The 24,540-nt window shown below is 72.7% G+C and carries 21 protein-coding genes; 9 read left to right on the top strand and 12 right to left on the bottom strand.

Annotation, left to right across the window (positions count from 1 at the left end):
• Positions 1-24: 24 nt before the first annotated feature.
• The 3 genes from B1H19_RS14650 to B1H19_RS14660 all read left to right on the top strand — a co-directional run bounded on the left by B1H19_RS14650 (position 25) and on the right by B1H19_RS14660 (position 3,039).
• Positions 25-291, top strand: a complete 267-nt coding sequence (locus tag B1H19_RS14650) for a protealysin inhibitor emfourin (RefSeq protein WP_083105169.1) — start codon at positions 25-27, stop codon at positions 289-291.
• A gap of 88 nt (positions 292-379) precedes the next feature.
• Positions 380-1,792 (top strand): GH1 family beta-glucosidase, encoded by a 1,413-nt coding sequence (locus B1H19_RS14655; protein WP_083105170.1) that lies wholly within the window; start codon positions 380-382, stop codon positions 1,790-1,792.
• The gene (locus tag B1H19_RS14660) at positions 1,789-3,039 is read left to right on the top strand and encodes an MFS transporter (RefSeq protein ID WP_083105171.1); all 1,251 of its coding nucleotides are present in this window, start codon (positions 1,789-1,791) and stop codon (positions 3,037-3,039) included. Before B1H19_RS14655 ends, B1H19_RS14660 begins: the two co-directional genes overlap by 4 nt.
• A gap of 55 nt (positions 3,040-3,094) precedes the next feature.
• On the opposite strand, the gene era is transcribed toward B1H19_RS14660, so the two are convergent.
• Genes era through B1H19_RS14675 form a run of 3 tightly spaced genes read right to left on the bottom strand, consistent with a single transcriptional unit; the run spans position 3,095 to position 5,360 of the window.
• Positions 3,095-4,042 (bottom strand): GTPase Era, encoded by a 948-nt coding sequence (gene era / locus B1H19_RS14665; RefSeq protein WP_418361448.1) that lies wholly within the window; start codon positions 4,040-4,042, stop codon positions 3,095-3,097.
• 40 nt (positions 4,043-4,082) lie between these two features.
• Positions 4,083-4,448 carry a cytidine deaminase gene (locus B1H19_RS14670; protein ID WP_083109646.1) on the bottom strand — a complete coding sequence of 122 codons (366 nt, stop codon included), beginning with the start codon at positions 4,446-4,448 and terminating at the stop codon, positions 4,083-4,085.
• 27 nt (positions 4,449-4,475) lie between these two features.
• Positions 4,476-5,360, bottom strand: a complete 885-nt coding sequence (locus tag B1H19_RS14675; protein ID WP_083105172.1) for a helix-turn-helix transcriptional regulator — start codon at positions 5,358-5,360, stop codon at positions 4,476-4,478.
• Between the two features lie 214 nt (positions 5,361-5,574).
• Between B1H19_RS14675 and B1H19_RS14680 the strand changes: the two genes are divergently transcribed.
• The gene (locus B1H19_RS14680; protein ID WP_107425989.1) at positions 5,575-6,984 is read left to right on the top strand and encodes an MFS transporter; all 1,410 of its coding nucleotides are present in this window, start codon (positions 5,575-5,577) and stop codon (positions 6,982-6,984) included.
• A gap of 446 nt (positions 6,985-7,430) precedes the next feature.
• Here the strand turns inward: B1H19_RS14680 and B1H19_RS14685 are convergent, their stop codons facing one another.
• From B1H19_RS14685 to B1H19_RS14700, 4 genes are all read right to left on the bottom strand, one after another.
• A complete protein-coding gene (locus B1H19_RS14685; RefSeq protein WP_083105174.1) occupies positions 7,431-8,759 on the bottom strand; it encodes a hemolysin family protein in 1,329 nt (442 codons plus the stop codon).
• A 13-nt stretch (positions 8,760-8,772) separates the two neighbouring features.
• Positions 8,773-9,270, bottom strand: coding sequence for an rRNA maturation RNase YbeY (ybeY, locus tag B1H19_RS14690; protein ID WP_030067979.1), 498 nt, complete (start codon positions 9,268-9,270; stop codon positions 8,773-8,775).
• Positions 9,271-9,320: 50 nt separating this feature from the next.
• Positions 9,321-10,334, bottom strand: coding sequence for a PhoH family protein (locus B1H19_RS14695; RefSeq protein WP_083105175.1), 1,014 nt, complete (start codon positions 10,332-10,334; stop codon positions 9,321-9,323).
• A 183-nt stretch (positions 10,335-10,517) separates the two neighbouring features.
• Complete coding sequence (locus tag B1H19_RS14700; RefSeq protein WP_107425990.1) at positions 10,518-11,663, bottom strand: carbohydrate kinase family protein; 1,146 nt, start codon at positions 11,661-11,663, stop codon at positions 10,518-10,520.
• A 65-nt stretch (positions 11,664-11,728) separates the two neighbouring features.
• On the opposite strand from B1H19_RS14700, the gene B1H19_RS14705 reads away from it, so the two are divergent.
• Entirely contained in the window at positions 11,729-13,051 is a 1,323-nt protein-coding gene (locus B1H19_RS14705; protein ID WP_083105177.1) for a family 4 glycosyl hydrolase, read from the top strand.
• Between the two features lie 19 nt (positions 13,052-13,070).
• Here B1H19_RS14705 and B1H19_RS14710 read toward each other — a convergent pair whose 3' ends face one another.
• From B1H19_RS14710 to B1H19_RS14720, 3 genes are all read right to left on the bottom strand, one after another.
• Positions 13,071-13,700, bottom strand: a complete 630-nt coding sequence (locus tag B1H19_RS14710; protein ID WP_083105178.1) for an MBL fold metallo-hydrolase — start codon at positions 13,698-13,700, stop codon at positions 13,071-13,073.
• Complete coding sequence (locus B1H19_RS14715; RefSeq protein WP_083105179.1) at positions 13,700-14,785, bottom strand: S-(hydroxymethyl)mycothiol dehydrogenase; 1,086 nt, start codon at positions 14,783-14,785, stop codon at positions 13,700-13,702. The genes B1H19_RS14710 and B1H19_RS14715 overlap by 1 nt, the downstream gene beginning before the upstream one ends.
• A 98-nt stretch (positions 14,786-14,883) precedes the next feature.
• Positions 14,884-16,218 carry an enolase C-terminal domain-like protein gene (locus B1H19_RS14720; RefSeq protein ID WP_083105180.1) on the bottom strand — a complete coding sequence of 445 codons (1,335 nt, stop codon included), beginning with the start codon at positions 16,216-16,218 and terminating at the stop codon, positions 14,884-14,886.
• A gap of 201 nt (positions 16,219-16,419) precedes the next feature.
• Here B1H19_RS14720 and B1H19_RS14725 point away from each other — a divergent pair, with 201 nt between their 5' ends.
• On the top strand, positions 16,420-17,244 hold the full coding sequence (locus B1H19_RS14725) for an HAD family acid phosphatase (RefSeq protein ID WP_083105181.1): 825 nt from the start codon (positions 16,420-16,422) through the stop codon (positions 17,242-17,244).
• 16 nt (positions 17,245-17,260) lie between these two features.
• Here the strand turns inward: B1H19_RS14725 and B1H19_RS14730 are convergent, their stop codons facing one another.
• Both B1H19_RS14730 and B1H19_RS14735 read right to left on the bottom strand, forming a co-directional pair.
• The gene (locus tag B1H19_RS14730) at positions 17,261-18,166 is read right to left on the bottom strand and encodes a ribonuclease Z (RefSeq protein WP_083105182.1); all 906 of its coding nucleotides are present in this window, start codon (positions 18,164-18,166) and stop codon (positions 17,261-17,263) included.
• A gap of 6 nt (positions 18,167-18,172) precedes the next feature.
• Positions 18,173-18,532: a histidine triad nucleotide-binding protein gene (locus B1H19_RS14735; protein WP_083105183.1), complete on the bottom strand. Its 360-nt coding sequence runs from the start codon at positions 18,530-18,532 to the stop codon at positions 18,173-18,175.
• A gap of 215 nt (positions 18,533-18,747) precedes the next feature.
• On the opposite strand from B1H19_RS14735, the gene B1H19_RS14740 reads away from it, so the two are divergent.
• The 3 genes from B1H19_RS14740 (at position 18,748) to B1H19_RS14750 (ending at position 24,490) form a co-directional block, all read left to right on the top strand.
• Positions 18,748-19,179 (top strand): OsmC family peroxiredoxin, encoded by a 432-nt coding sequence (locus B1H19_RS14740; RefSeq protein ID WP_083105184.1) that lies wholly within the window; start codon positions 18,748-18,750, stop codon positions 19,177-19,179.
• A 196-nt stretch (positions 19,180-19,375) separates the two neighbouring features.
• Positions 19,376-21,841 (top strand): hypothetical protein, encoded by a 2,466-nt coding sequence (locus tag B1H19_RS14745; RefSeq protein WP_083105185.1) that lies wholly within the window; start codon positions 19,376-19,378, stop codon positions 21,839-21,841.
• 162 nt (positions 21,842-22,003) lie between these two features.
• Positions 22,004-24,490, top strand: coding sequence for a hypothetical protein (locus tag B1H19_RS14750; protein WP_083105186.1), 2,487 nt, complete (start codon positions 22,004-22,006; stop codon positions 24,488-24,490).
• Positions 24,491-24,540 lie beyond the last annotated feature (50 nt).

Here is a 24,540-nt window from a genome sequence, read left to right on the forward strand (position 1 = left end):
CGCCCTACGGGGTAGGAGCTCCCCATGCGTATTGAGATCCGACGCACGGGCGGCTTCGCCGGCATCGAGCGCCGCGCCGCGGTCGACACCGCGGCGCGGCCCGATGCCGACGAGTGGCACGCCCTGGCCGAACAGTCCCTCGCCGACGCCCATGAGACACCGCCCGTCGGGGTGCCGGACGGGTACAGCTATCAGCTCACCGTCGACGGGCGGACGGTGTACTGCGCCGATCCGCGGCTGACGGACGAGCAGCGGAAGCTGATCACATGGGTGATGAAGGAGGGGGCGTAACGCCTCCGAGGCGCCCGGCCGGTTTCCCAACTCCTAGTCCGGGCACACCTCTTGACGGTGTTACCGACGGTAAACGAGGATCCGGCGCATGACCACCGCGCCGGCGTCCTCCCCGTCGTCCCGACCCTCGTCCTCGCCCCGGCCCGCCGCCCCCCTGCCCCGCTTCCCCCGCGACTTCCTGTGGGGCGTGTCGACCTCCGCCGCCCAGATCGAGGGCGCGGTCGACGAAGGCGGGCGCGGCCGCTCCGCCTGGGACGCGTTCGCGGCGCAGGCCGGACGGATCAAGGACGGGTCCGACGCCCGGATCACCACCGACCACTACCACCGCTATCGCGAGGACGTCGCGCTCCTGGAGGAGCTCGGCGTCGGCGCGTACCGCTTCTCGGTGGCCTGGCCGCGGGTGGTGCCGGACGGCGGCGGGCAGGTCAACGCCGCCGGGCTGGACTTCTACGACCGGCTGATCGACGCGCTGCTGGCGGCCGGGATCCGGCCCGTACCGACGCTGTTCCACTGGGACACCCCGCAGGCCCTGGAGGAGGGCGGCGGCTGGCTCCGGCGGGAGACCGCCGAGCGCTTCGCGGCGTATGCGGACGCGGTGGCGGCGCGGCTCGGGGACCGGGTGGGGCACTGGATCACCCTCAACGAACCGGCCGAGCTGACCCTGCTGGGCTACGGGCTCGGACAGCACGCCCCGGGCCGCCGGCTGCTCTTCGACGCGCTGCCCGCCGCCCACCACCAGCTGCTCGGCCACGGGCTCGCCGTCCAGGCGCTGCGCGCCCGCGGCGCCACCAGCATCGGGATCGCCAATTCGCACGGCCCCACCTGGGCGGCGTCCCGTTCCACGGCCGACACCGAGGCGGCCGACTTCTACGACCTGCTCCTCAACCGCCTCTTCGCGGACCCGGTCCTGCTCGGCCGCTATCCGGACGAGGGCCTCGCGTCGATGCTCCCGGGGCCGGTCGCCGACGACCTGAAGATCATCGCCCAGCCGCTGGACTGGTACGGGATCAACTACTACCAGCCCACCCTGGTGGGCGCCCCCGACCCGGCCGCCACCGGCTCCGCCGACTTCGCCGGGATCGCCCTGCCGCCGGAACTCCCCTTCGCCCCCCGCGAGATCGAGGGATATCCCCGTACCGACTTCGGCTGGCCCGTGGTCCCCGAGGCCCTCACCGAACTCCTCCTCTCCTTCCGCGAGCGCTACGGCGCGAGCCTGCCGCCGATCGTGATCACCGAGAACGGCTGCGCGTACGAGGGCATCGAGGACGGCGAACGGATCGCCTTCCTGGACGGCCATCTGCGGGCGCTGCACGAGGCGATGGCCGCCGGGGCCGATGTCCGCGGCTACTTCGTCTGGTCGCTGATGGACAACTTCGAATGGGCGGAGGGGTTCGCCCGGCGCTTCGGGCTCGTCCACATCGACTATGCGACGCTGGCCCGCACGCCGAAGGCGTCGTACCGCTGGCTCCGGGCGGCGCTGCGGGACCAGGCGCGGGGGTGAGCGCACCGGGGCCGCCCGCCCCGTTGGCGGAGCCGGCCGAGCGGGTCGGCCGGGGGTGGACGGTGTCCCTGTCGCTGGCCAACGGTGCGCTCTGGGCCGGCTGGTACGGCCCGATCCAGATCCTGCTCGCCCTCCAGGCCGCCGCGCTCGCCCCGCCCGGCACGTCGAAGGAGTCGGTGCTGGCGTGGGTCACCGGCCTGGGCGCGGCCGTCTCGCTGCTGTCCAATCCGCTCTTCGGCGCCCTCTCGGACCGTACGACCTCGCGCCACGGGCGCCGTACGCCGTGGATCCTGGCCGGGGCGCTGGGCGGGGCGGCGGCGCTGGCACTGCTGGCGGGGGCGCATACGGTCGCGGTGATGACGGTGGGGTGGTGCCTGGTCCAGCTCACCCTCAACGCGGCGTTCGCGGCGCTCACGGCAGCCGTCCCGGACCGGGTGCCGCACCGCCAGCGCGGCGCTGTCGGCGGGTGGCTGGGCGCGGCGCAGATCCTGGGCGTCGTCGTCGGCACCGGCTTGGCCACGGTGGCGGGCGGTGTCGCCGCCGGCTATGTGGCCTGCGCCGCCTTCACCCTGCTGGCGACGCTCCCCTACGTCCTCCTCCACCGGGACCCGGCGCTGCCGCGCACCGCCCGCCCGGCGCTGACCTGGCGCGGCTTCCTCGCCGGCTTCTGGCTCAGCCCGCGCCGCCACCCCGACCTCGGCTGGGCCTGGCTGACCCGCTTCCTGATCAACCTCGGCAACGCGCTGGCGCTGCTGTACCTGCTGTACTACCTGCGGGACGCGCTGCACCGGCCGGACCCGGACGGCGGGGTGCTGATCCTGACCGCGGTCAACGGCGCGACGCTGCTGGCCACCGTGGTCGTCGGCGGCATCTGGTCGGACCGGGCGGGCCGCCGACAGCCGTTCGTCCTGTGGGCCGGGGTGATCATGGCGGCCGGCACCCTGCTGCTCGGCACCTGGCAGACCTGGACCGGCGCGCTGTGCGCCGCCGCACTGCTCGGCGTCGGCTTCGGCGTCTTCACCTCCGTCGACTTCGCCCTGATGACGGACGTCCTGCCGGCCGCCGCCCACCGCGGCAAGGACCTCGGCCTGATCAACATCGCCAACTCCCTGCCCCAGGTCGCCGCCCCGGCCCTCGCGGCACCGCTCGTGAACCACCTCGGCGGATACCGGGTGCTGTACGCGGTGGCCGCGGCGATCGGGCTGGTGGGGGCGCTGGCGGTGCGGCGGATACGGGGCGTGGCGTGAGGGCGGGGCGCGATGCGGCCCCGCGGTCGTCAGAGGCGCACGCCCAGGGAGAGCGCTAGAACCCCAGCTTCCGCAGCTGCTTGGGGTCGCGCTGCCAGTCCTTGGCCACCTTGACGTGCAGGTCCAGGAAGACCGGCGTGCCCAGCAGCGCCTCGATGTGCTTGCGGGACTTGGTGCCGACCTCCTTCAGGCGCTTGCCCTTGGGGCCGATGATGATGCCCTTCTGGCTGGGGCGCTCGATGTAGAGGTTGGCGTGGACGTCGAGCAGCGGCTTGTCGGCGGGGCGGTCCTCGCGCGGCAGCATCTCCTCGACCACGACGGCGATGGAGTGCGGCAGCTCGTCGCGTACGCCCTCCAGCGCGGCCTCGCGGATCAGCTCGGCGACCATGACCTGCTCGGGCTCGTCGGTGAGATCGCCCTCCGGGTAGAGCGCCGGGCCCTCGGGGAGGAGCGGGACGAGAAGGTCGGCAAGGAGGGAGACCTGGGTGTCGCCGACCGCCGAGACCGGGATGATCTCGGCCCATTCGATGCCCAGTTCCTGGCCGAGCCGGTCGATGGCGATCAGCTGGGCGGCCAGCGCCTTGGAGTCGACCAGATCGGTCTTGGTGACGATGGCCACCTTGGGCGTCTTCTTGATCCCGGCCAGCTCGGTGGCGATATAGCGGTCACCGGGGCCGATCTTCTGGTCGGCGGGCAGGCAGAAACCGATGACGTCCACCTCTGCCCAGGTGGTGCGCACGACGTCGTTGAGGCGCTCGCCGAGCAGCGTGCGCGGCTTGTGCAGACCGGGGGTGTCCACGAGGACCAACTGGGCCTCGGGGCGGTGCACAATGCCGCGCACGGTGTGGCGGGTGGTCTGCGGCCGGTTGGAGGTGATGGCCACCTTCGTGCCGACCAGAGCGTTCGTAAGGGTGGACTTGCCCGCGTTGGGGCGGCCGACGAAGCAGGCGAAACCGGCGCGGTGCGAGGCGGAGGATTCTGTACGGACGCTCATGGCGCCCATTCTCCCTGATCGCCGGGGCCGCGCCGACCATCGCCGGGAGTCAGGCCCCGGGCCCGCCCGCCGGGACGGTGCTGCGCAGGGTGCCGTCGGGGCCCGCCACCAGGACCGGCGTTGCGGCGCCGCCGAGATCGCGTACGGCCGCCCGGTCCGCCTCGGCGGCCTGCTCGGCCTCGGTGACCACGGCCGCGGCCTCCAGGGAGGTGGCCCCGCTGGCCACGGCCATCGCGACCGCCGTCTGGAGCGCGCTCAGCCGCAGCGACTCCAGGGCGACGGTGCCGGCGACATAGGTGCGGCCGGTCTCGTCCCGTACGGCGGCCCCCTCGGGCACGCCGTTGCGGGCCCGCGCCGAGCGCGCGAGCGTGATGATCTTGCGGTCTTCGGGGTCCAGCGCTGCGGAGTCGGTCATACCGGCGAGCATAAGCGGCGCGGTGGGTCAGCCCGCCACCGAGTACATGCCGCCGCGGCGGCCCTGCGGCGAGGTGAGCCGCTCCAGCCGGGCGGCGGTGTCCGTCCCGGCGCGCGGGTTGTGCAGCACGATGGTCAGATCCGGCCGCGCCGGGACCTGGAGCTGGGTGGACTCGAAGAGCAGGGCGCCGACGAGCGGATGGTCCATCTCCTTGTGCATCTGGCCGCCGTCGAGGACATCGCCGCGCGCCCACAGCTCCGCGAACTCCTCGCTGCGCTCGGCGGTCTCCCGTACGACCGCCTCGAAACCCTCGTCACCGGGGCGCGCCGAGCAGGCGGCGCGGAACTGCGCGACGACCAGCGGGGCGTTGGCCTCCCAACTGGCGGCGCGGGCGCGGTAGACGGGGTCGGTGAAGAACGCGACCAGGCAGTTGAGGGAGACGCCGGGACGGCCGTGCCCCAGGACCAGATGGGCCGCCTCGTTGTGGGCGACGGTGTTCCAGTACGGGTCCATGATGTGCGCCGGGAACGGCATCCAGGCGTCGATCAGCCGCTGGAGGCCGTCGCACAGATGGTCCTGGTCGTACTCCGCGTGCGGCTGCGGGGGATTGAGCCCGGCCAGTACGTACAGATGCCGCCGCTCGGCGCCGCTGAGCCGCAGCACCCGGGCGACCGCGTCCAGCACCTGCGGCGAGACGGTGATGTCGCGGCCCTGCTCCAGCCATTGGTACCAGGAGGCGCCGACACCCGCGAGGACGGCGACCTCTTCGCGGCGCAGGCCGGGGGTGCGGCGGCGGCCGCCGTCGGGCAGGCCGGCCTCGGCCGGGGTGACCCGGGCGCGGCGGCTCATCAGGAAGTCGCGCAGTTCCTGGCGGCGGCGCGAGGTGTCGCGGGCGGCGGTGGTTTCCGGCATGGCCACGTGTCTCCCCCTGTCGGCGTGGCTGGTGGTGCGGACACCACCATAAGTTGCCGCTCCCCACGGCGTATTCCGCGGCCGCAGGCTCGGGGGCATGCCAGTCATCGACACCCCCGCCTCCACCGGCGCGCGGGCGGACTCGGGCGCCCCCGCGGCCTCCCCCGCCCCCGCTCCCACGCCCGGATCCGCTCCCGGTTCCGCTCCCGCCGGGATGACCACCCGCGCCAAGCTGATCCTTCTGCTGCTGTGCGCGGCACAGTTCATCGTCGCGCTCGACTTCTCCATCCTGAACGTGGCGCTGCCCGTGCTCGGCAAGGACCTGGGCATGGGCCAGGCCGATCTCCAGTGGGCGGTCACCGCGTTCGCCCTGCCGTCCGGCGGGTTCCTGCTGCTGTTCGGCCGGATCGCCGATCTCTTCGGGCGGCGCCGGCTGTTCCTGACCGGCCTCGCGCTGTTCACCGCGGCGTCCGTACTGGCCGCGCTGGCCTGGGAGCCGGCGGTGCTGCTGGTCGGACGCGCCCTCCAGGGCCTGGGAGCGGCGGTCATCGTGCCCACCGGGATGTCGCTGCTGACCACCACCTTCGCCGAGGGCCCGCAGCGCGAGCGCGCGCTGGGCATCAGCGGCACGCTGCTCTCGATGGGCTTCACCATCGGCATGGTGCTCGGCGGGGTGATGACCGATGTGCTGGGCTGGCGCTCCACGATGGCCGTCCTCGCGGTGGCCGGCGGCGCCGTCCTGGTCGTCGCGCCGCTCCTGCTGACCGAGTCGCGGCATCCCTCGCGCCCGCGGATCGACGTCCCCGGGGCGGTCACCGTCACCGGCGGTCTGCTGTCGGTGATCTACGCCCTGTCGACCGCCGCCGAGCGGGGCTTCGGACGCCCGGACGTGGTGGCGGCGCTCGTCGTGGGCCTGGTGCTGCTGGCCCTGTTCGTGGTCGTCGAATCGCGGTCCGACCAGCCGCTGGTCTCGCTGTCGATGCTGCGCCGGCGAACCGTCGCCTGGGGCAATCTGGCGGGCCTGACGACCTTTTCGATGATGAGCACCGTCATCTTCCTGCTGACGCTGTACCTCCAGGAGGTGCTGCGTCTGTCCGCCTTCCAGACCGGACTGATCTTCGGCGTCCAGGGCGCGGTCTCGACGGCCTCCGGTGTGATCGCCCCGAAGGTCATCGGCCGGCTCGGCGCCCGTACCACCCTGGTGACCGGCCTGGCCCTCCAGGCCGCCTTCACCGCCGCGCTGCTGGGGCTGAGCCCGGACGCCGGTAGCGGGATGTGGCTGGCCCTGGGCGCGGTGACGCTCGGCAGCCTCTTCCATCTGTGGGCGATCGTGTCGTACGGGGTGATCGCGACGTCCGGGGTGCCGGATGCCGAACAGGGCCTGGCGACGGGGCTGGTCACCAGCTCGCAGCAGATCGGGCTCACCGTCGGCATTCCGCTGCTGAGCGCGGTCGCCGCGGCGCACAGTGCGGCGCTGCGTTCGGACGGGGCCGGCTTCGCGGACGCCACGCTGGGCGGGATCAAGCTGGGGCTGGGCGTGGACGCGGCCGTGGTGGCGGCGGTGGCGGCGCTGGTCGCCCTGGGGCTGCGGACGGCGCGGCGCGGCCGGGCCGGACGAAGCTGAAGACGGCGGTTGCCCCGCTCCCCTGCGCCGGGGCAACCGCTCTTCAGCAGGCAGCGGCCGTCAGACGGCGCCGCTGCAGTCCATGGCGGGGGAGGAGGGGGTGTCCGTGCCGGAATCCGTGGCGACCGGCATTCCGTCAATTCGCATTTCGCACCCCTTCCCCTCTTCTCCTGCAGAATTCGCCGGTGCCGCGACATTCTCGGGCCAGGGGGCACCGCGGAATTTCCGAATTCCGCGGGTGCGCCCGTTCGGCGGCCGGGCCACCACCCCTCATGTGGCATGTTTCCGCCAACCGGCATGAGCGATCTTTCCATGGTCATCGGGAGGGAATCCAGCGTCCCGAAAAATGGAATGCAGAAAACTTGCAGTGCACTCGGGAACATCAGGCGGGAACGGCGCACCGGAACCGTGCACGAAAGGGAAGGCCCGGCGGCCCGGATCCCGGATCAGCTCTCGGCGCGCTCGGTGGCCTCGGCGGCGCCCTCCGGGCGGACCGGTTCGCACAGCACCGTGATGATCTTGTTGCGGCGGCCGGCCGGGGACTCGGCGGTCAGCCGGAGCGCCTTGAGATCCGGGTCGGTGGCATCGTCGGAGAGATCGACCTCGGCCGTGGCACCGGCGATCGGCACCCGGCCCAGCAGCTTGGCGAGCAGTCCGCCGACCGTCTCGACGTCCTCGTCGTCCAGCTCCGCCAAGCCGTAGAGCTCGCCGAGCGCGCCGATGTCCAGGCGGGCGGTGACGCGGTAACGGCCCTCGCCCAGGTCCTCTACGGGCGGCAGCTCGCGGTCGTACTCGTCGGTGATCTCGCCGACGATCTCCTCCAGGATGTCCTCGATGGTGACGATGCCGGCCGTCCCGCCGTACTCGTCGATCACCACCGCGACATGATTGCGGTCCTGCTGCATCTCCCGCAGCAGATCGCCCGCGTTCTTGGTGTCCGGTACGAAGACCGCCGGGCGCATCGCCGACGAGACCAGCTCGGTCTCCGCGTCCCGGCTGATGTGCACCTTGCGGGCGAGGTCCTTGAGATAGACCACCCCGACGACATCGTCCTCGTTCTCGCCGGTCACCGGGATCCGGGAGAAGCCGGAACGCAGCGCGAGGGTCAGCGCCTGACGGATGGTCTTGAAGCGCTCGACGGACACCAGGTCCGTGCGCGGGACCATCACCTCGCGGACGAGGGTGTCGCCGAGCTGGAAGACGGAGTGCACCATCCGGCGCTCCTCGTCCTCGATCAGCGACTCCTTCTCCGCGAGGTCCACCAGGGAACGCAGCTCGGCCTCGGAGGCGAACGGGCCCTTGCGGAAGCCCTTGCCCGGGGTGAGGGCGTTGCCGATGAGGATCAGCAGCTGCGGGATCGGGCCCATGATGCGGGCCAGCGGCAGCAGGACGTAGGCGGCCACGGTGGCGGTGTTGAGCGGATGCTGCCGGCCGATCGTGCGCGGGGAGACGCCGACGGCGACATACGACACCAGCACCATCACGGCGATGGCGACCGTCAGCGCCTGCCAGGTCTTGTCGAACGAGCGCAGACAGGCGTACGTGACCAGGACGCCGGCGGCCATTTCGCAGCCGACGCGCACCAGCAGCGCGACGTTCAGATACCGGGTGGGGTCCGCGGCGACCGCGGCGAGCTTGGCGCTGCCGCGGCGGCCGGAGCGGACGGCCTCCTCGGCGCGGAAGCTCGTCGTACGGGCCAGGCCCGCCTCCGCGCAGGCGGCAAGCCAGGCGACGACGACGAGCAGCACCGCGACCACGATCAGCTGGGCGGTCATGACGGGCGCCCCGTCAGGTGAGGGTGGGGGCCGGGGAGGGACCGCTCAGGCCCCGCTCGGCCCGCCAGCCGTCGATGATCGCCGCCTGGAGGCCGAACATCTCGGCCTTCTCGTCGGGCTCCTCGTGGTCGTACCCCAGGAGGTGGAGCACCCCGTGGACGGTCAGCAGCTGGAGCTCCTCGTCCATGGAGTGCCCGGTCGGCGCCTCCTCGCCCTGCTTCTTGGCGACCTCGGGACACAGCACGATGTCGCCGAGGAGCCCCTGCGGGGGCTCCTCGTCGTCCTTGGCCGGCGGACGCAGCTCGTCCATCGGGAAGGACATGACATCGGTCGGACCCGGCAGATCCATCCACTGGAGGTGGAGCTGCTCCATGGCCTCGGCGTCCACGACGATGACGGACAGCTCGGAGAGCGGGTGGATGCGCATCCGGGCGATGGCATAGCGGGCGACGTCCAGGACGGCCTGCTCATCGATGTCCGTTCCGGACTCGTTGTTGACGTCGATCGACATGGGAGGGGATTCGTCTCGCTTCTGGGTGCTCGGAGCCGCGGCCCGGCGGCCTACTGGTCGCTGTTGCCGTTACGGCTGTCGTACTTCTCGTAGGCGTCGACGATACGGCCGACCAGCTTGTGCCGGACCACATCCTTGCTGGTGAGCAGGGAGAAATGCACATCCTCGACGCCGTCCAGGATCTCCCGGACCTGGCGCAGCCCGCTCTTGGTGCCGCCGGGGAGGTCGACCTGGGTGACATCACCGGTGATGACTATCTTCGATTCGAAGCCGAGGCGGGTGAGGAACATCTTCATCTGCTCGGGATTGGTGTTCTGCGCCTCGTCGAGAATGATGAAGGCGTCATTGAGGGTGCGGCCCCTCATATAGGCCAGCGGCGCCACCTCGATCGTCCCCGCCGCCATCAGGCGCGGGATCGAATCCGGGTCGAGCATGTCGTGCAGCGCGTCGTAGAGCGGGCGCAGATACGGGTCGATCTTCTCGTAGAGGGTGCCGGGCAGGAAGCCGAGGCGCTCGCCGGCCTCCACGGCGGGGCGGGTCAGGATGATGCGGTTGACCTGCTTGGCCTGGAGGGCCTGGACGGCCTTGGCCATGGCCAGGTACGTCTTGCCGGTGCCGGCGGGGCCGATGCCGAAGACGACGGTGTGCTCGTCGATGGCGTCGACGTAGCGCTTCTGGTTGAGGGTCTTGGGGCGGATGGTGCGGCCCCGGTTGGAGAGGATGTTCTGGGTGAGGACCTGGGCGGGGGTCTCGCCGATCGTGCCGTCGCCGTTCTCCGCCGCGCGCAGCATGGCGATGGAGCGTTCCACTGCGTCCTCCGTCATCGGTTGTCCGGTGCGGAGCACCAGCATCATCTCGTCGAACAGACGCTGGACGAGGGCGACTTCATGAGGATCGCCGACAGCGCTGACTTCGTTGCCCCGGACGTGGATGTCGGTGGCCGGGAATGCCTTTTCGATCACCCGCAGCAGCGAGTCGCCGGATCCCAGCACCGTCACCATCGGGTGCTTGGCCGGAACGGTGAACTGGGCGCTCGCCTGCGGTTGCATGGGTGTCTGCGTCATGGGCCGGCTCTGGAGCCTGCTCAACCCCCATCCTTTGCTCATTCAGAGGTGCCCGCTGCTCGGAACGCGGCGCCTGAGGCCTGACTCTCCTTGGGATACAAGAGTACGACGGGGTACTGACAAGCCCGAAGGCTTTTCCGGGCGGGAGGGCCGGAGGGGGCGGACGGGACGGAGAGCCGCCGGTCAGGCCGGGCGGCGGAAGCCGATGGTGGGGACGGCACGGGCCAGCGGGGCGGGCCGGTAGGCCGGGGGCAGGACGTCGTCCAGGAACGCGTACTGGCGGCGCAGGGTCGTCGGCGCCGCCGCGTCACACATCCGTACGCCCTGCCACCAGGCGGCGATCTCGGCCCAGCCGGGCGCGGAGAGGGAGCCGCCGAATTCCTGCACCGACAGGGCGGCGCTCAGGCCCGCGAAGGCCAGGCGGTCGGCCAGCGGCCAGGCGGCGAGGGTGCCGGTGACGAATCCGGCGACGAAGACGTCCCCGGCGCCGGTGGGGTCGAGGGCCTCGACGGCGATGGCGGGCACCTCGGCGGCCTCGCCGGTGCGGCCGTCCGCGGCGCAGGCGCCCTCCGCGCCCATGGTGACCACGGCGAGCGGGACGCGTTCGGCGAGCTTGCGGGCGGCGGTGCGCGGGCAGTCGGTGCGGGTGTAGCGCATCGCCTCCTCGGCGTTGGGCAGGAACGCCTCGCAGTGTTCGAGGTCGGCGAGGTCGGCCGGGTCCCAGCGGCCGGTGTCGTCCCAGCCGACGTCCGCGAAGATCCGGCTGCCGCGGCCGGCGGCGCAGCCCAGCCAGCCCTCCCGCCGGCCGGGCACCAGCGAGGCGACGCAGGCGCGGGAGGGGGGCGGGCAGCCCGGCGCGTGGCCGCCGTCGAAGGCGGATTCGGGCGCGGGGGCCTCGTGGCCGTGCGAGACCATGGTGCGTTCGCCCTCGTAGGCCATGGAGACCGTCACCGGCGAGTGCCAGCCGGGGACCGTACGTGACATCGACAGGTCGATGCCCTCGCCGACGGAGAGCGCCTCCCAGCAGTACTCGCCGTACATGTCGTCACCGAAGGCGGCGGCCAGCGAGGTGCGCAGGCCGAAGCGGGCCAGGGCGGTGGCCATGTTGGCGACGCCGCCGGGGCTGGAGCCCATGCCGCGGGCCCAGGACTCGGTGCCGCGGACCGGTGCGGAGCCCAGGCCGGTGAAGATGATGTCAAGGAAGACGGTGCCGGTGAGGTAGACATCGGTGGGCGGATCGCCGGCATGTCGCACCTCGGCCAGCGGGTCGAGGGCCGTCGGCACCCCGGCCGGGCCCGTGGGCTGGACATCGCGTCGGCCTGTGCTCACCGCGCTCGCCCCTTCCTCTCGGCACGTGCCGCCAGTGTGCCCGATGCTGCGGTACGTTCCGCCTCATGAGGCTCACGATTCTCGGCGGTGGCGGTTTCCGGGTTCCGCTGGTCTACCGCGCGCTGCTGGCGGACCCGGGGCGCTGCGTCTCGGAGGTGACTCTGTACGACACCGACGTGCGCCGGGTGACGGTGATCGCCGAGGTGTTGACGCACCTGGCGCAGGGCCATCCCGATCCCGTGACCGTACGCGTGGTCGGTGATCTCGACAAGGCCCTGACCGGCGCCGACTTCATCTTCTCCGCGATACGGGTGGGCGGTACGGCGGGCCGGGTGCGCGATGAGCGCATCCCGCTGGCCGAGGGGGTGCTGGGCCAGGAGACGGTGGGGGCGGGCGGCGTCCTGTACGGGCTGCGGACGATCCCGGTGGCGCTGCATCTGGCCGAGCGGATCGCCGCGCTCGCGCCGCACGCCTGGGTCATCAACTTCACCAACCCGGCGGGCATGGTCACCGAGGCGATGGCGCAGGTGCTGGGCGAGCGGGTCATCGGGATCTGCGATTCGCCGGTGGGGCTGGTGCGGCGGGCCTGCCGCGCGGTCGGCGCGGACCCCGGCGAGGTGGCGTACGACTACATCGGCCTCAACCACCTCGGCTGGCTGCGGTCGTTGACGCGGGACGGCGACGAGCTGCTGCCCGGGCTGCTGGCCGACGCCGACGCGCTGGCGTCCTTCGAGGAGGGCCGCCTGTTCGGCGCGGACTGGCTGCGGGCGCTGGGCGCGCTGCCCAACGAGTATCTGCACTACTACTACTTCCGCCGCGAGACCCTCGACTCCGTACGGGCCGCGGACAGGACCCGGGGCGAGTTCCTCGACCGCCAGCAGGGCGGCTTCTTCGAGCGGGCCGCGGCGGCGGACGGCCCGGAGGCGGTGCACGCCCTGTGGGAGCGCACCCGGCTGGAGCGCGAGGAGACGTACCTGGCGGAGAGCCGGGAGGCGACCGGCGGCTGGCAGCGCGACAGTCATGACCTGGAGGGCGGCGGCTACGACCGGGTGGCGCTGGCGGTGATGTACGCCATCGCGGGCGACCGCGGGGCCCGGCTGATCCTCAACGTCCGCAACGGGTCGACGGTGCCGCAGCTGGCACCGGACGCGATCGTGGAGACCGTGTGCGAGGTGACGTCGAAGGGGCCCCGCCCGTTGCCCTGTGCGCCGCTGCGCGAGGACCAGTTGGGGCTGATGCTCCAGGTCAAGGCGGTGGAGCGGGCAACGGTCCGGGCCGCGGTGTTCAAGGACCGCGCCGCGGCCCTGCGGGCGCTGGCCCTGCACCCGCTGGTGGACTCCGCCGCGGTGGCCGCCCGCATCCTGGAGCGGGCGGCCGGGGCGGGGTGAGGGTCCCGGGGGCGTCCGTTCAGTGGCCCCGCGCGATCCACTCCTCCAGGTGCGGGGCCTCCTCCCCGATGGTCGTGGACTCGCCGTGTCCGGTGTGGACGCGGGTGGCCGGGGGCAGCGTCAGCAGGCGGTCGCGGATCGAGTCGATGATCGTCGGGAAGTCGGAGAACGACCGCCCGGTGGCGCCCGGTCCGCCCCTGAAGAGGGTGTCGCCGGTGAAGACGGTGCCCAGGTCGGGGGCGTACAGGCAGACCGCGCCCGGCGCGTGCCCCGGGGTGTGCAGCACGGTCAGGTCCGTACCGGCGATGGTCAGGACCTGACCGTCGGCCAACGGGGCGTCGGGGGCCGAGTCGGGATGGGTCTGTTTCCACAGCGGCAGGTCGTCGGGGTGCAGCAGGATCCGCGCGCCGGTACGGGAGGCCAGCGCGGGGGCGGCGTCGATGTGGTCGTTGTGGGCGTGGGTGCACAGGACGGCGCGCAGCCGGCGGCCGCCGAGGGCCGCCAGGATGGCGTCGGCGTCATGGGCGGCGTCGATGACGACGGCGTCCTCGTCGTCGCCGACGATCCAGACGTTGTTGTCGACGTCCCAGGTGCCGCCGTCGAGCGAGAACATTCCGGAGGTGACCAGATGCTCGATGCGGGCCGTCATCAGAGCGTCACCACCGAGCGCAGGACGTCGCCCGCGTGCATCCGCGCGAAGGCGCTCTCGACGTCCTCGATGCCGATCGTCTCGGTGACGAAGGCGGCGAGGTCGATCCGGCCCTGGAGGTGGAGGTCGATGAGCATCGGGAAGTCCCGGGAGGGCAGACAGTCGCCGTACCAGGAGGACTTGAGGGCGCCGCCGCGTCCGAAGACGTCCAGGAGAGGGAGTTCGAGGGTCATCTCCGGGGTGGGGACGCCCACCAGGACGACGGTGCCGGCGAGGTCCCGGGCGTAGAACGCCTGTTTGTACGTCTCGGGGCGGCCCACCGCCTCGATGACCACGTCCGCGCCGAAGCCGCCGGTCAGGTCGCGGATGGCCTCGACGGGGTCCGCGGTGCGGGAGTTGACGGTGTGGGTGGCGCCCATGGAGAGGGCGGTCGTCAGCTTGCCGTCGTCGATGTCCACCGCGATGATCTTGGACGCTCCGGCCAGCCGCGCGCCCACGACGGCGGCGTCGCCCACTCCGCCGCAGCCGATGACCGCCACCGCGTCGCCGCGTCCCACCTGGCCGGTGTTGAGGGCGGCGCCGATGCCCGCCATCACCCCGCAGCCCAGCAGCCCGGCGACGGCCGGGGAGACCGCGGGGTCGACCTTGGTGCACTGCCCGGCGGCGACCAGCGTCTTGTCGGCGAACGCCCCGATGCCCAGCGCCGGGCTCAGCTCGGTGCCGTCCTTCAGGGTCATCTTCTGCCGCGCGTTGTGGGTGTCGAAGCAGTACTGGGGCCGCCCGCGCAGACACGCCCGGCACGCCCCGCACACCGCCCGCCAGTTGAGCACGACGAAGTCGCCCGGCGCCACGTCCGTCACTCCCGCCCCGACCGACTCCACCACGCCGGCCGCCTCGTGGCCGAGGAGGAACGGGAAGTCGTCGTTGATGCCGCCCTGCTTGTAGTGCAGATCGGTATGACACACCCCGCACGCCTGGATCTTCACGACGGCCTCGCCGGGACCGGGGTCCGGCACCAGGATCGTCTCCAGCCGGACCGGTTCGTTCTTGCCCGGCGCAATGACGCCGCGCACTTCCTGTGCCATGGCAGCCCCTTCCAAAGATCACCTAGGGGACCACTGTGACGCACCGTCGGCGGACGGGGCCATAGCGCACGCGGGTGGCCGGCGGACGGCGGCCGGTGTCACCAGCGTGGCACCGCCGGGGTGACCCACCCGGGCTCCGCCAGCCGCATCGCCGCGGCGTCGTCGCGGGAGCGGTAGGTGCCGTCGTCGGCCAGCCAGCGGCGGTGCAGCGCGGCGAGACGGTCCCGGTCGAGGTCGACGCCCAGGCCCGGGGCGTCGCCGACGTCCAGGTGGCCGTCGCGGAAGACGAGGCGTTCGGCGAGGACGTCCTCGGTCCCCCACGGGTAGTGGGTGTCGCAGGCGTGGTCGAGGTCGGGGAGGGTGGCCGCGACGTGGGTCATGGCGGCGAGGCTGATGCCCAGGTGGGTGTTGGAGTGCAGGGACAGGCCGATGCCGAAGGTGCGGCAGACGGCGGCCAGTTCGCGGGTGGCGCGCAGGCCGCCCCAGTAGTGGTGGTCGCCGAGCACCACCTGGACGGCGCCGCGGGCGAACGCCTCGGGGATCTCCCGGAAGGTGGTGACGCACATGTTGGTCGCGAGCGGGAGCGGTGTGCCCGCCGCCACCTCCGCCATCCGGGCGGTCCCGCTCGCCGGGTCCTCCAGGTACTCCAGGACGTCGCGCAGCTCGTGCGCCACCTGGAGCGAAGTCGGCACGCTCCAGGCCCCGTTGGGGTCGAGGCGGAGCGGCCGGCCGGGGAAGGCGGCGGCCAGCGCCCGGATCGTGGCGATCTCCTGCGCGGGCGGGAACACACCGCCCTTGAGCTTGAAGGAGGTGAAGCCGTGGCGGTCCGCGAAGCGGCGGGCCTGCGCCACGATGCCGGACGGGTCCAGCGCGGCGCCCCAGTCGTCGCTCTCGCCGCGGCCCGCGGGGTGCGCCGCCCACCGGTAGAAGAGGTAGGCGCTGTAGGCGACGCGGTCGCGGACCTTGCCGCCCAACAGGGCGTGTACCGGCAGCCCGGTGGCCCTCCCCCAGGCGTCCAGGCAGGCCACCTCGAAACCGGAGAGCACCGAGAGGCGGAGCTTGTCCGCGGTCTGTACGCCGCGCAGCCCGGCGGCGTCAACGGCGTCGGCACCGGTCGCGGCGTCGGGGCCTCCCCTGCTCGAACGTCGTGGAGAGCTCAGGGAAGGGTCGCCGCAGACCCGGGCGGCGAGCGCGGGCAGCGCGTTGAGATCCGTGACCGTATGGCCGAGGAGCGCATCGGCCAGCGGGCGGGCCAGATCGAGGTACACGGTGTCGCCGTAGGTCTCACCGAGACCGGTGACCCCGCCCCGCGTCACCACCTCGACGATCAGCCGCGGGGCGTACGGCTGGTGGACGCCCTGGGTGTTGAGCAGGGGCGGATCGGCCACCAGGACCGGGGTGAGCCGGACCTCGGCGATGGCGAGGCGGTCCATGGGCGACTCCTGCTCGGTGCGGGACGACGGGAGTCCCCCTCCCGTAAGGCTTTACCAACCGTTGAATCTTCGCGCGTAGATACCCAGAAGGCGCTCTGTTAGATCTACTTGGGGCCCGTTTGGCCCTGTCCATGTCACCCGACGCCATGTCATCCGGCCCGGCCCCTGCCCGCCCGCCCCCCACCTCCGAAGGAGTCGCGCATGCCCCGTCCCACCCCCCTCCGCCGCCTCTCCCGTCGCACGCGTCTCGGCGCCGCGACGGTCGCCGCCCTCGTCACCGGTACCGCCCTCTTCGGCGTCGGCCAGGCGACCGCGGAGCACTCGGTCCCCCGCACCGACAAGGAGATCCCCAACCTCACCCTGGTGCAGGACAAGATCAAGGCGTACTACGGCGACACGGTGACGCCCGACGGCCAGCACTACGCCTCCCCGAAGAGCAACTACGCCCGCCAGGTCCGCGGCATCGAGGCCCGGGCCCGCGGCTATCTGGCCAAGGCGCTCGCCCGGCCCGCCACCGGGTCCGGCAGCCACGCCAAGGCCGCCAAGCCCGCCATCGTCCTGGACATGGACGACACCACCCTGCTCACCTACAACTACGAGCTCCAGGTGGGCTTCCACTTCACCCCGGAGAGCCAGGACGCCTACCTCGCCGGCACCGACATGGACCCGGTCTTCGGCATGGACAAGCTGGTCAACTGGGCGCACGCCAAGGGGGCCGAGGTCTTCTTCGTCACCGGCCGCAAGGAGGCGCAGCGCAAGTGGAGCGTGCGCAACCTGAAGAACGTCGGCTACGGGGTGCCGCTGGACCGCGGCCATGTCTTCCTCAAGGACAAGGAGCACCCGCCGCCGTACCTCCCGTGCGGGGCGAACTGCTCGGTCGTCGAGTACAAGTCGGGCACCCGCAAGCACATCGAGTCGCTCGGCTATCACATCGTCGCCAACTTCGGCGATCAGTACAGCGACCTGGAGGGCGGCGCGAGCGACCGCACCTTCAAGCTGCCGAACCCGATGTACTACCTGCCGTAGGCGCCCCCGGAGGGGGTCAGTGCCGCTTGGGGAGGGGCACGCGCATCAGGTCCTGGGCGATGGTGAGTTCGCCGGTGAAACCTGCGGCGCGTGCCTGCCGCTCGAACTCGTCCGGGTCGGGGTAGCGCTGTGAGAAGTGGGTCAGGACCAGGTGGCGGACGCCCGCGTCACGGGCCACGGAGGCGGCCTGCCCGGCGGTCAGGTGGCCGTGGTCGACGGCCAGTTGGATGTCCTCGTCCAGGAAGGTCGACTCGATGACGAGCATGTCGGCGCCGTCCGCCAGGGCGTACACGCCCTCGCACAGCCGGGTGTCCATCACAAAGGCGAACTTCTGCCCGCGCCGCAGCTCGCTGACCTCTTCCAGGCGGACGCCGGCCAGCTCGCCGGTGCGCTGGAGGCGGCCGATGTCGGGGCCGGCGATGCCGTGTGCGGCCAGCTTCTCGGGCAGCATCCGCCGGGTGTCCGGCTCCACCAGGCGGTAGCCGTAGGACTCCACCGGGTGGGAGAGCTTGCGCGCCTCCAGGGCGTACGACTTCGAGCGGTCCAGTTCGCCGTCCTCGGCCACCGGGCGCTGCTTGAGGCGGACCGTCTCCCGGTAGGCGGTGGCGTACCGCAGCCGGTCGAAGAAGCGCTCCCCGGAGGCCGGGTAGTGGGCCGTGACGGGGTGCGGCACCTGGTCCAGGTTGATCCGCTGGATCACCCCGGCCAGGCCCAGTGAGTGGTCGCCGTGGAAGTGCGTGATGCAGATCCGGTTGAGGTCGTGCGCGGCGACCCCGGCGCGCAGCATCTGGCGCTGTGTGCCCTCACCGGGGTCGAAGAGCAGCCCCTGGCCGTCCCACCGCAGCAGATAGCCGTTGTGGTTGCGGTGCCGGGTGGGCACCTGGCTGGCGGTGCCGAGGACGACCAGTTCGCGTACGGACACGGCCGCTTATCCGGGGGGCCACTGGAGGCCGCGGCCGCCGAGCACGTGCAGATGGGCGTGGAAGACGGTCTGGCCCGCGCCGGCACCGGTGTTGAAGACGACCCGGTAGCCGGTGTCCTCGATGTTGTCCCCGGCGGCGACCTCACGGGATTCGCGCAGTATGTCGGCGACCACCTGCGGTTCGGCGGCGGCCAGGGACGCGGCGTCCGGGTAGTGCACCCGGGGGATCACCAGGACGTGCGTGGGGGCCTGCGGGTTGATGTCGCGGAAGGCCACGGTGGTCTCCGTCTCGCGGACGATGGTGGCCGGCACCTCCCCCGCCACGATTTTGCAGAACAGGCAGTCGGCCTGCGGATCTCCCGCCACCGGTGGGCTCCTTACGGTCGCGCCGCATGCGCCCTGCGCACACGCCGTACGCACGGTGCGTACGGCCTCGGATGCTACCGGGCCGTGGCGCTGTCGCCCGGGCGCGGGGGCCGCGGTCGGCCGGGCGCCGGGGCCGGGATCGGCCGGGCGCCGGGGCCGGGGATCACTAAGCTGAGCGGCACAGGCTTATCGCCCACAACCGGGAGTTATCCACCATGGCAACCACGCGCACCGCCAAGACCCACTGGGAAGGCAACCTTCTTCAAGGCAAGGGCACCGTCGCCCTGGAGTCCTCCAAGGTCGGTACGTACGACGTGAACTGGCCCGCCCGCGCGGAGCAGCCGAACGGCGTCACCAGCCCCGAGGAGCTGATCGCGGCGGCCCACTCCTCCTGCTACTCGATGGCGTTCTCGCACGGTCTGGCGGGCAAGGGGTACACCGTCGAAACGCTGGACACCCAGGCCGATGTGACCTTCCAGCCCGGTGAGGGCATCACCGGCATCGCCCTGTCCGTCAAGGCCAAGGTCCCCGGCCTGTCCGAGGAGGACTTCCAGGCGGCCGCCGCGGACGCCAAGGCCAACTGCCCGGTGAGCCAGGCGCTGGCGGGGGTCAAGAACATCACGCTGAGCGCGGAGCTGCTGGCCTGACGCCGGGTCGGACACGGTGAACGACGGTGCCGCCGACCGGCCTCGGGCCCGGTCGGCGGCACCGCCGCATGACGCGGAAGGGCAGGTCGGGGAGGGGCCGCGGGCGTTGTCAGTGGGGCGTGGCACGATCGGGGTCGTACGGCTGGTGGGGTGTCAGCCACCACTCCGTCCACCGCTCCGCGAAGGGATCCGCCCCGTGACCGACCGCTCCCGCTCCGCGCTCCGCCTCGCGCTGGGCCTCGCCGATCCGGCCACCGCCGATGCGCTCGCCGAACGGCTGCGGCCGGAGCTGCTGGGCGCGCTGGCCCACCGGTTCGGGCTGCCCGAGGAGATGGTGGAGGAGCTGGCCGGGCCGGAGCCCGCGGGGCTGCGGGCCGCGCTGACCGCGGATCCCGAGAAATGGCTCCTGGAAGTGGCCGCGCTGGGCGATCCGGCGGTCGGGCGGGCGTTGTGGAGCGCGCGGTACCGGCCCGACTGGGATGTCCCGGTGCGCGCGGGGGACCGCGTACTGCCCGCCGTGCTGGAGGCCGCCGATCCCTGGGACGAGCGCTGGTACGACGAGGACGGTCTGCTCGAAGCGGTGGAGGACGAGGGCGGTGTGCCCGCCCTGCTCACCGCTCTGACCTGCCCGTTCCCCCGGCTGATCGGCTATTCCGCGGCCATGCTCGGCCGCTGGCTGCCGCCGTCGGTGATGCTGGACGCCATGATCACCGTCGCGGAGCTGACGGGCGTGGAGGGGCTCGCGTCCTTCATCCGCGGCCTCGAGACGACTCCGGAGCTGGGCGATCTGGGGCACCCCTGGCTGCTGGACACCTTGCGCCAGGCCGTGGAGGCCCCCGACCCGGAGTCCTTCCTGAGGGAGCGCCGGCCCGCCGGGGAGTGGACCGACCCCGCGCAGGTGCGCGCCCTGCTGATGCTCCGCAGCGGCAACGGCCCCTCCGTCGCGCCCGCCGGCCTCGACTGGGACCTGATCCGGCGCGAGCACGAGCGGCTGCCCTTCGGCCAGGAGACCGGCGGCACACCGGACTTCCGCAGGGGCAGCCGGCTCCTGCGGCTGGTCCGGTGGGAGGGCTGCCCCGCCGACCTGGTGTTGGAGAGCTTCCGCGCGGACCCCGTCGAGACCGCCCGGGCCGACGCCGCGCTGCCCTTCGAGGCGCTCACCGAGCGCGTCATGTGCAACCGCTGGAGCCTGCTTTCGGAGTCCCTGGGGAGGGGCATCCGTGCGGGCCGGCTGCCGGTGGAGCGGGTGCTGGCCGAGGTGACACCGGCGGAGGCGGTGCTGGACGCGCTGCCGTACGACCACGAGCCGACCCGCAAAGCCCTCGGGACGCTGCTCGCCCGCCTCGGCACGGATCCCGTCAACTGGCTGACGTGCTACGCCCGCATCGGGCGCGCCGACGGCAGCGTCGCCGAGCTGATAGCCGACGCCGTCTCGACGGACACCCGCAGGAAGCGCCACACCAGCTGGCCGCGTCCGGCGCCGGCGCAGTTCCCGGCCGCCCCGCCCGAGAACACCCGGCCCACGTTCCTGGACATGTTCCAGTGCGCCTCCGAGGAGGCGCAGCGGGCCGTCGTCCCGTATCTCGACGCGCGGGCCGCGCAGCATCTGCTGGTCTACGGCGACCCGTCGCCGGCGGTGCGCGAGGCGGTGGTGGCCGCGCACGGCCGCCCTGCCCTGGTGGCGATGGCCGCCGCGTACCGGCTGCCCGCCGAGAAGGTGGCCTACCTCCTGGATCTCGACGAACCGGAGGTGGACGCCCAGTTGTTCCGCTACGGCAACCTCGACCGGTCCGAGCAGGAACGGGTGCTGGCCGGACGGCTGCGGCGCAGCGGCACCCGCCCCGTGCCCGGGGAGGTGCTCGCGGTGCTGGACGACCTCAGCGTCACCCACAGCCGGGACCGGCTGACGGCCGGTCTGGGATCCGGGGACATCGGCGTGGCCCGCAGGCTCGTGGAGCGGCTGCGGCTGCACATACCTGCCACCCGGCTGCGGCTGCTGGTCGCGGTGTGGGAGCGCGGCGGGCCGGACGCCGTACGGGAGATCCTGGCCATGGACCGCCTCCCGGTCACCCTCCGCCGCCGGACGGAGAAGCTGCTGAACGCACCCGAGGGGGCGGAACGGCTACGCACTTGGCTCGCGGAGGAGGAAGCCCCCGAGCGGCTCCTGGCGTATCTCACCGCGTCCGTGACCGATCCCGGGGCGCGGCTGCACCGGCTGCGCAGCGAGGGCCTGGAGCCGCCGTGGTCGGCGCTGGTGGCGGCGCAGGACGCCGGGCCGCTCGCGGCCGGTCTGCTCGGCACGCTGGCGAAGGATCCGGACTGCCCGCGCGAACTGCTGCTGCCGGCCCTGGCGTTCGGCACCGGGGACGGTCCCGACTGGGCCCGGGCAGCCCTCGAGGACGGCAGGCTCACCCCGGAGGACGTCCTGGCCCGTGCGGCCCCCGCCCGCGCCTCCCTCGGCCTGCTGCGGCGCTATGCCGACGACCGGCCCGAGCCGCGGCCCCTGTGTGCGGTGCGCGACCGGGCGGCGGCCCTCGCCCAGGAGCATCTGGCCACGGACGTCGAAGCCTGGGCCGTATGCCTTCAGCTGCTGCCGACGTTCGCCGGGACGCTGCCCGAACTCCTCGCCACGGCAGGGACATTGACGCGCCGGCATCCGTGACCGGATACGTACGCATCGGTGAACTCAGGGGTTCCCGGGGCTCCTCGGCCGTTCCGCGGGCACTGTCAGTGGTCCGTGTCACGATCCATGGTGTACCGCCGGTGACACGACGACCGCATTCCGCCGGGCGCGTACGGACCGCTCCGCGAAGGGAACCGACCCGTGACCCACAGCCCCCACTTCACGCTCCGCCTCGCGCTGGGCCTCGCCGACCCGGACACCGCCGATGCGCTCGCCGCGCGCCAGTACCCGGAGGTGCTCGCCCTCCTGTCCGACCGGTTCGGGCTGCCGGAGGAGATGGTCGAGGAGCTGCTGGGCGCGGATCCCGCGCAGATGCGGGCCGCGCTGGCGATAGATCCCGAGGAATGGCTCCTGGGGGCGGCGGAGCTCGGCGATCCGGCGGTCGGGCGGGCGCTGTGGGACGCGAAGTTCCGCAATGACGCGGGGCAGCGGTGGCGCGCGATGCACAAAATCCCCGGTCTGCTGACCGCCGTGCTGGCTGCCGCCGACCTCGGCGACCCCCGCTGGCACGACGACGACGGCCTGCTGCCACTCCTCTACCAGGTGTCCAAGGGCCCCGATCTCGTGCCCGTCCTGACCAGCGGTTTCCCCGGGTTGACCGCCGGCACGCTGGTGGGGTGCGCGGCGTTCCTGCCGCCCCCGGTGGTCGTGGACGCCTGTCTGGACCTCCTGGAGATCTGGGGCGGCACCGAACCGTTCGCGAAGGTCCTCGCCCTGCTGGAGGAGACACCAGTTCTGGATCTCGGACATCCCTGGCTGCCGGATCTGCTGCGCCGGGCGCTCGACGCCCCCGATCCGGCGGCCCTCCTGAGGGAGCACCGGCCCGGCGGGCAATGGGAGGACCCGGCGCATCTGCACGCGCTGATCGCGCTCCGCTACGGCAGCATCGCCTCGGTGCCGCCCCAGAAGCCCGACGGCCTCGACTGGGACCTGCTCTGGCGCGAGCACGAACGCCTGCCGATCAGCCGTCGCGGCATGTACCGCGGACGCGTCTGGCCGAACACGCTCATCCAGTGGGAGGGCTGCCCCACCGACGTGGTGAAGGACAAGTTCCACGCCGATCCCGACGCGACCATACGGACCGTCACCGAGCTGCCCTTCGAGGTCCTCACCGAGCCCTGCGACCGCGAGGTCTCCCTGGACCTCCTCCTCGGGCGCGGCATCCGCGAGGGCTGGTTTCCCCTCGACCGGGTGCTGACCGAGGTGTCACCGGCGCCGGAGGTGCTCCGCGCGCTGCCCTACGACCACGAGCCGACCCGCAAGGCCCTCGCCGATCTGCTGGCGCCCCTGGGCACGGACCCCGTCAACTGGCTGACGTGCTACGCCGCGCTGCGGCGCGCCACCGGCACCGTCGCCGAGCTGATCGCGGACGTCCTCACCCCGCGCCCCCGCAAGAAGCGCCACACCAGCTGGCCGCAGCCGCGCAAGGCGCCGGCCTCGGGCGCGCGGTCCCAGGGCGCCCGGGCCGCCTTCCTCGGTCTGTTCCGCTGCGCCTCGCAGGAGGCCCAGACCGCCGTCGTCCCGCATTTCGACGCGATGGCCGTCCAGCAGTTCCTCCGGGAGTGCGGCCCGTCCCCGGCGGTGCGCGACGCGGTGGTGGCCGCCCACGGTCTCCCGGCCTCGCTGATGATGACCGGCGGACGGATCGACGCCGACACCATGGATTACCTCCTGGACCTCGACGAACCGGCGGTGGACGTCGCGTTGTTCCGCCGCTACGACCTTCCCCGGCCGGAGCGGGAGCGGATACTCGCCGGGCGGCTGCGCGGCGGCGGCATCCGCCCGGTTTCCGGGGAACTGCTCGCGGAGTTGGACAAGGTCATCGTCCATCAGGACCGCGACTGGCTGACGGCCGGTGCGGCATCCGGCGATCTGCGGGTGGTCCGCCGGGTCCTGGAGCGGCTGCGGCTGTACATACCCGCCACCCGGCTGCGGCTGCTGGTCGCGGTGTGGGAGCGCGGCGGGCCGGACGCCGTACGGGAAGTCCTGGCCATGGACCGCCTCCCGGTCACCCTGCGCCGGCAGACGGAGAAGCTGCTGGACGCCCCGGACGGGCTGGAGCAGCTGCGCGCCCGCCTCGCCGGGGAAGCAGACCCGGACCGGATCGCGGCATTTCTCGCCAAGCCGGGCGGGCGGCCCGAAAAGCGGCTGGCGCAGCTTCTCGGCGAGGGTGTGGAGCCGCCGTGGGCGGCCCTGGTGACGGCGCACCGCGCCACCCCGCTCCCGGAGGATCTGGTGGAAGCGCTCGTGGAACTCCCGGGCTGTCCGGGCGAGCTGCTGCGGGCGGGACTGGGCGCCCCCGGGCGCTGGCGGAACTGGAACTCCTGGATCGAACCCGCCCTGAAGGACGGCACGCTCGCCCTCGATGACCTGCTCACCCACACCGCCCCGGCCGAGCTGGCCTACGACTTCCTGCTCCGCTGCCTGGAGGAACGGCACTCCGGGGAGTCCTGGACCACCGACGAGGACTGGCGGCGCCTCCGGGAGCGCACCGCGGCCCTGGCCCGGGAGCATCTGGGGGCGGACGCCGAGGGCTGGGCCGTCTGCCTTCAGCTGCTGCCGGCGTTCGCAGGCACCCTGTCCGAACTCCTGGCAACGGCCGGGGCGATGACGCGGATGCCTGCATGAGGGCGCGCCATATCCCGTTCCGCGGCAGCCGGTTCGGCGTTCCGGGGGCA

The sequence above is a fragment of the Streptomyces gilvosporeus genome, assembly GCF_002082195.1.
Lineage (GTDB): Bacteria > Actinomycetota > Actinomycetes > Streptomycetales > Streptomycetaceae > Streptomyces > Streptomyces gilvosporeus.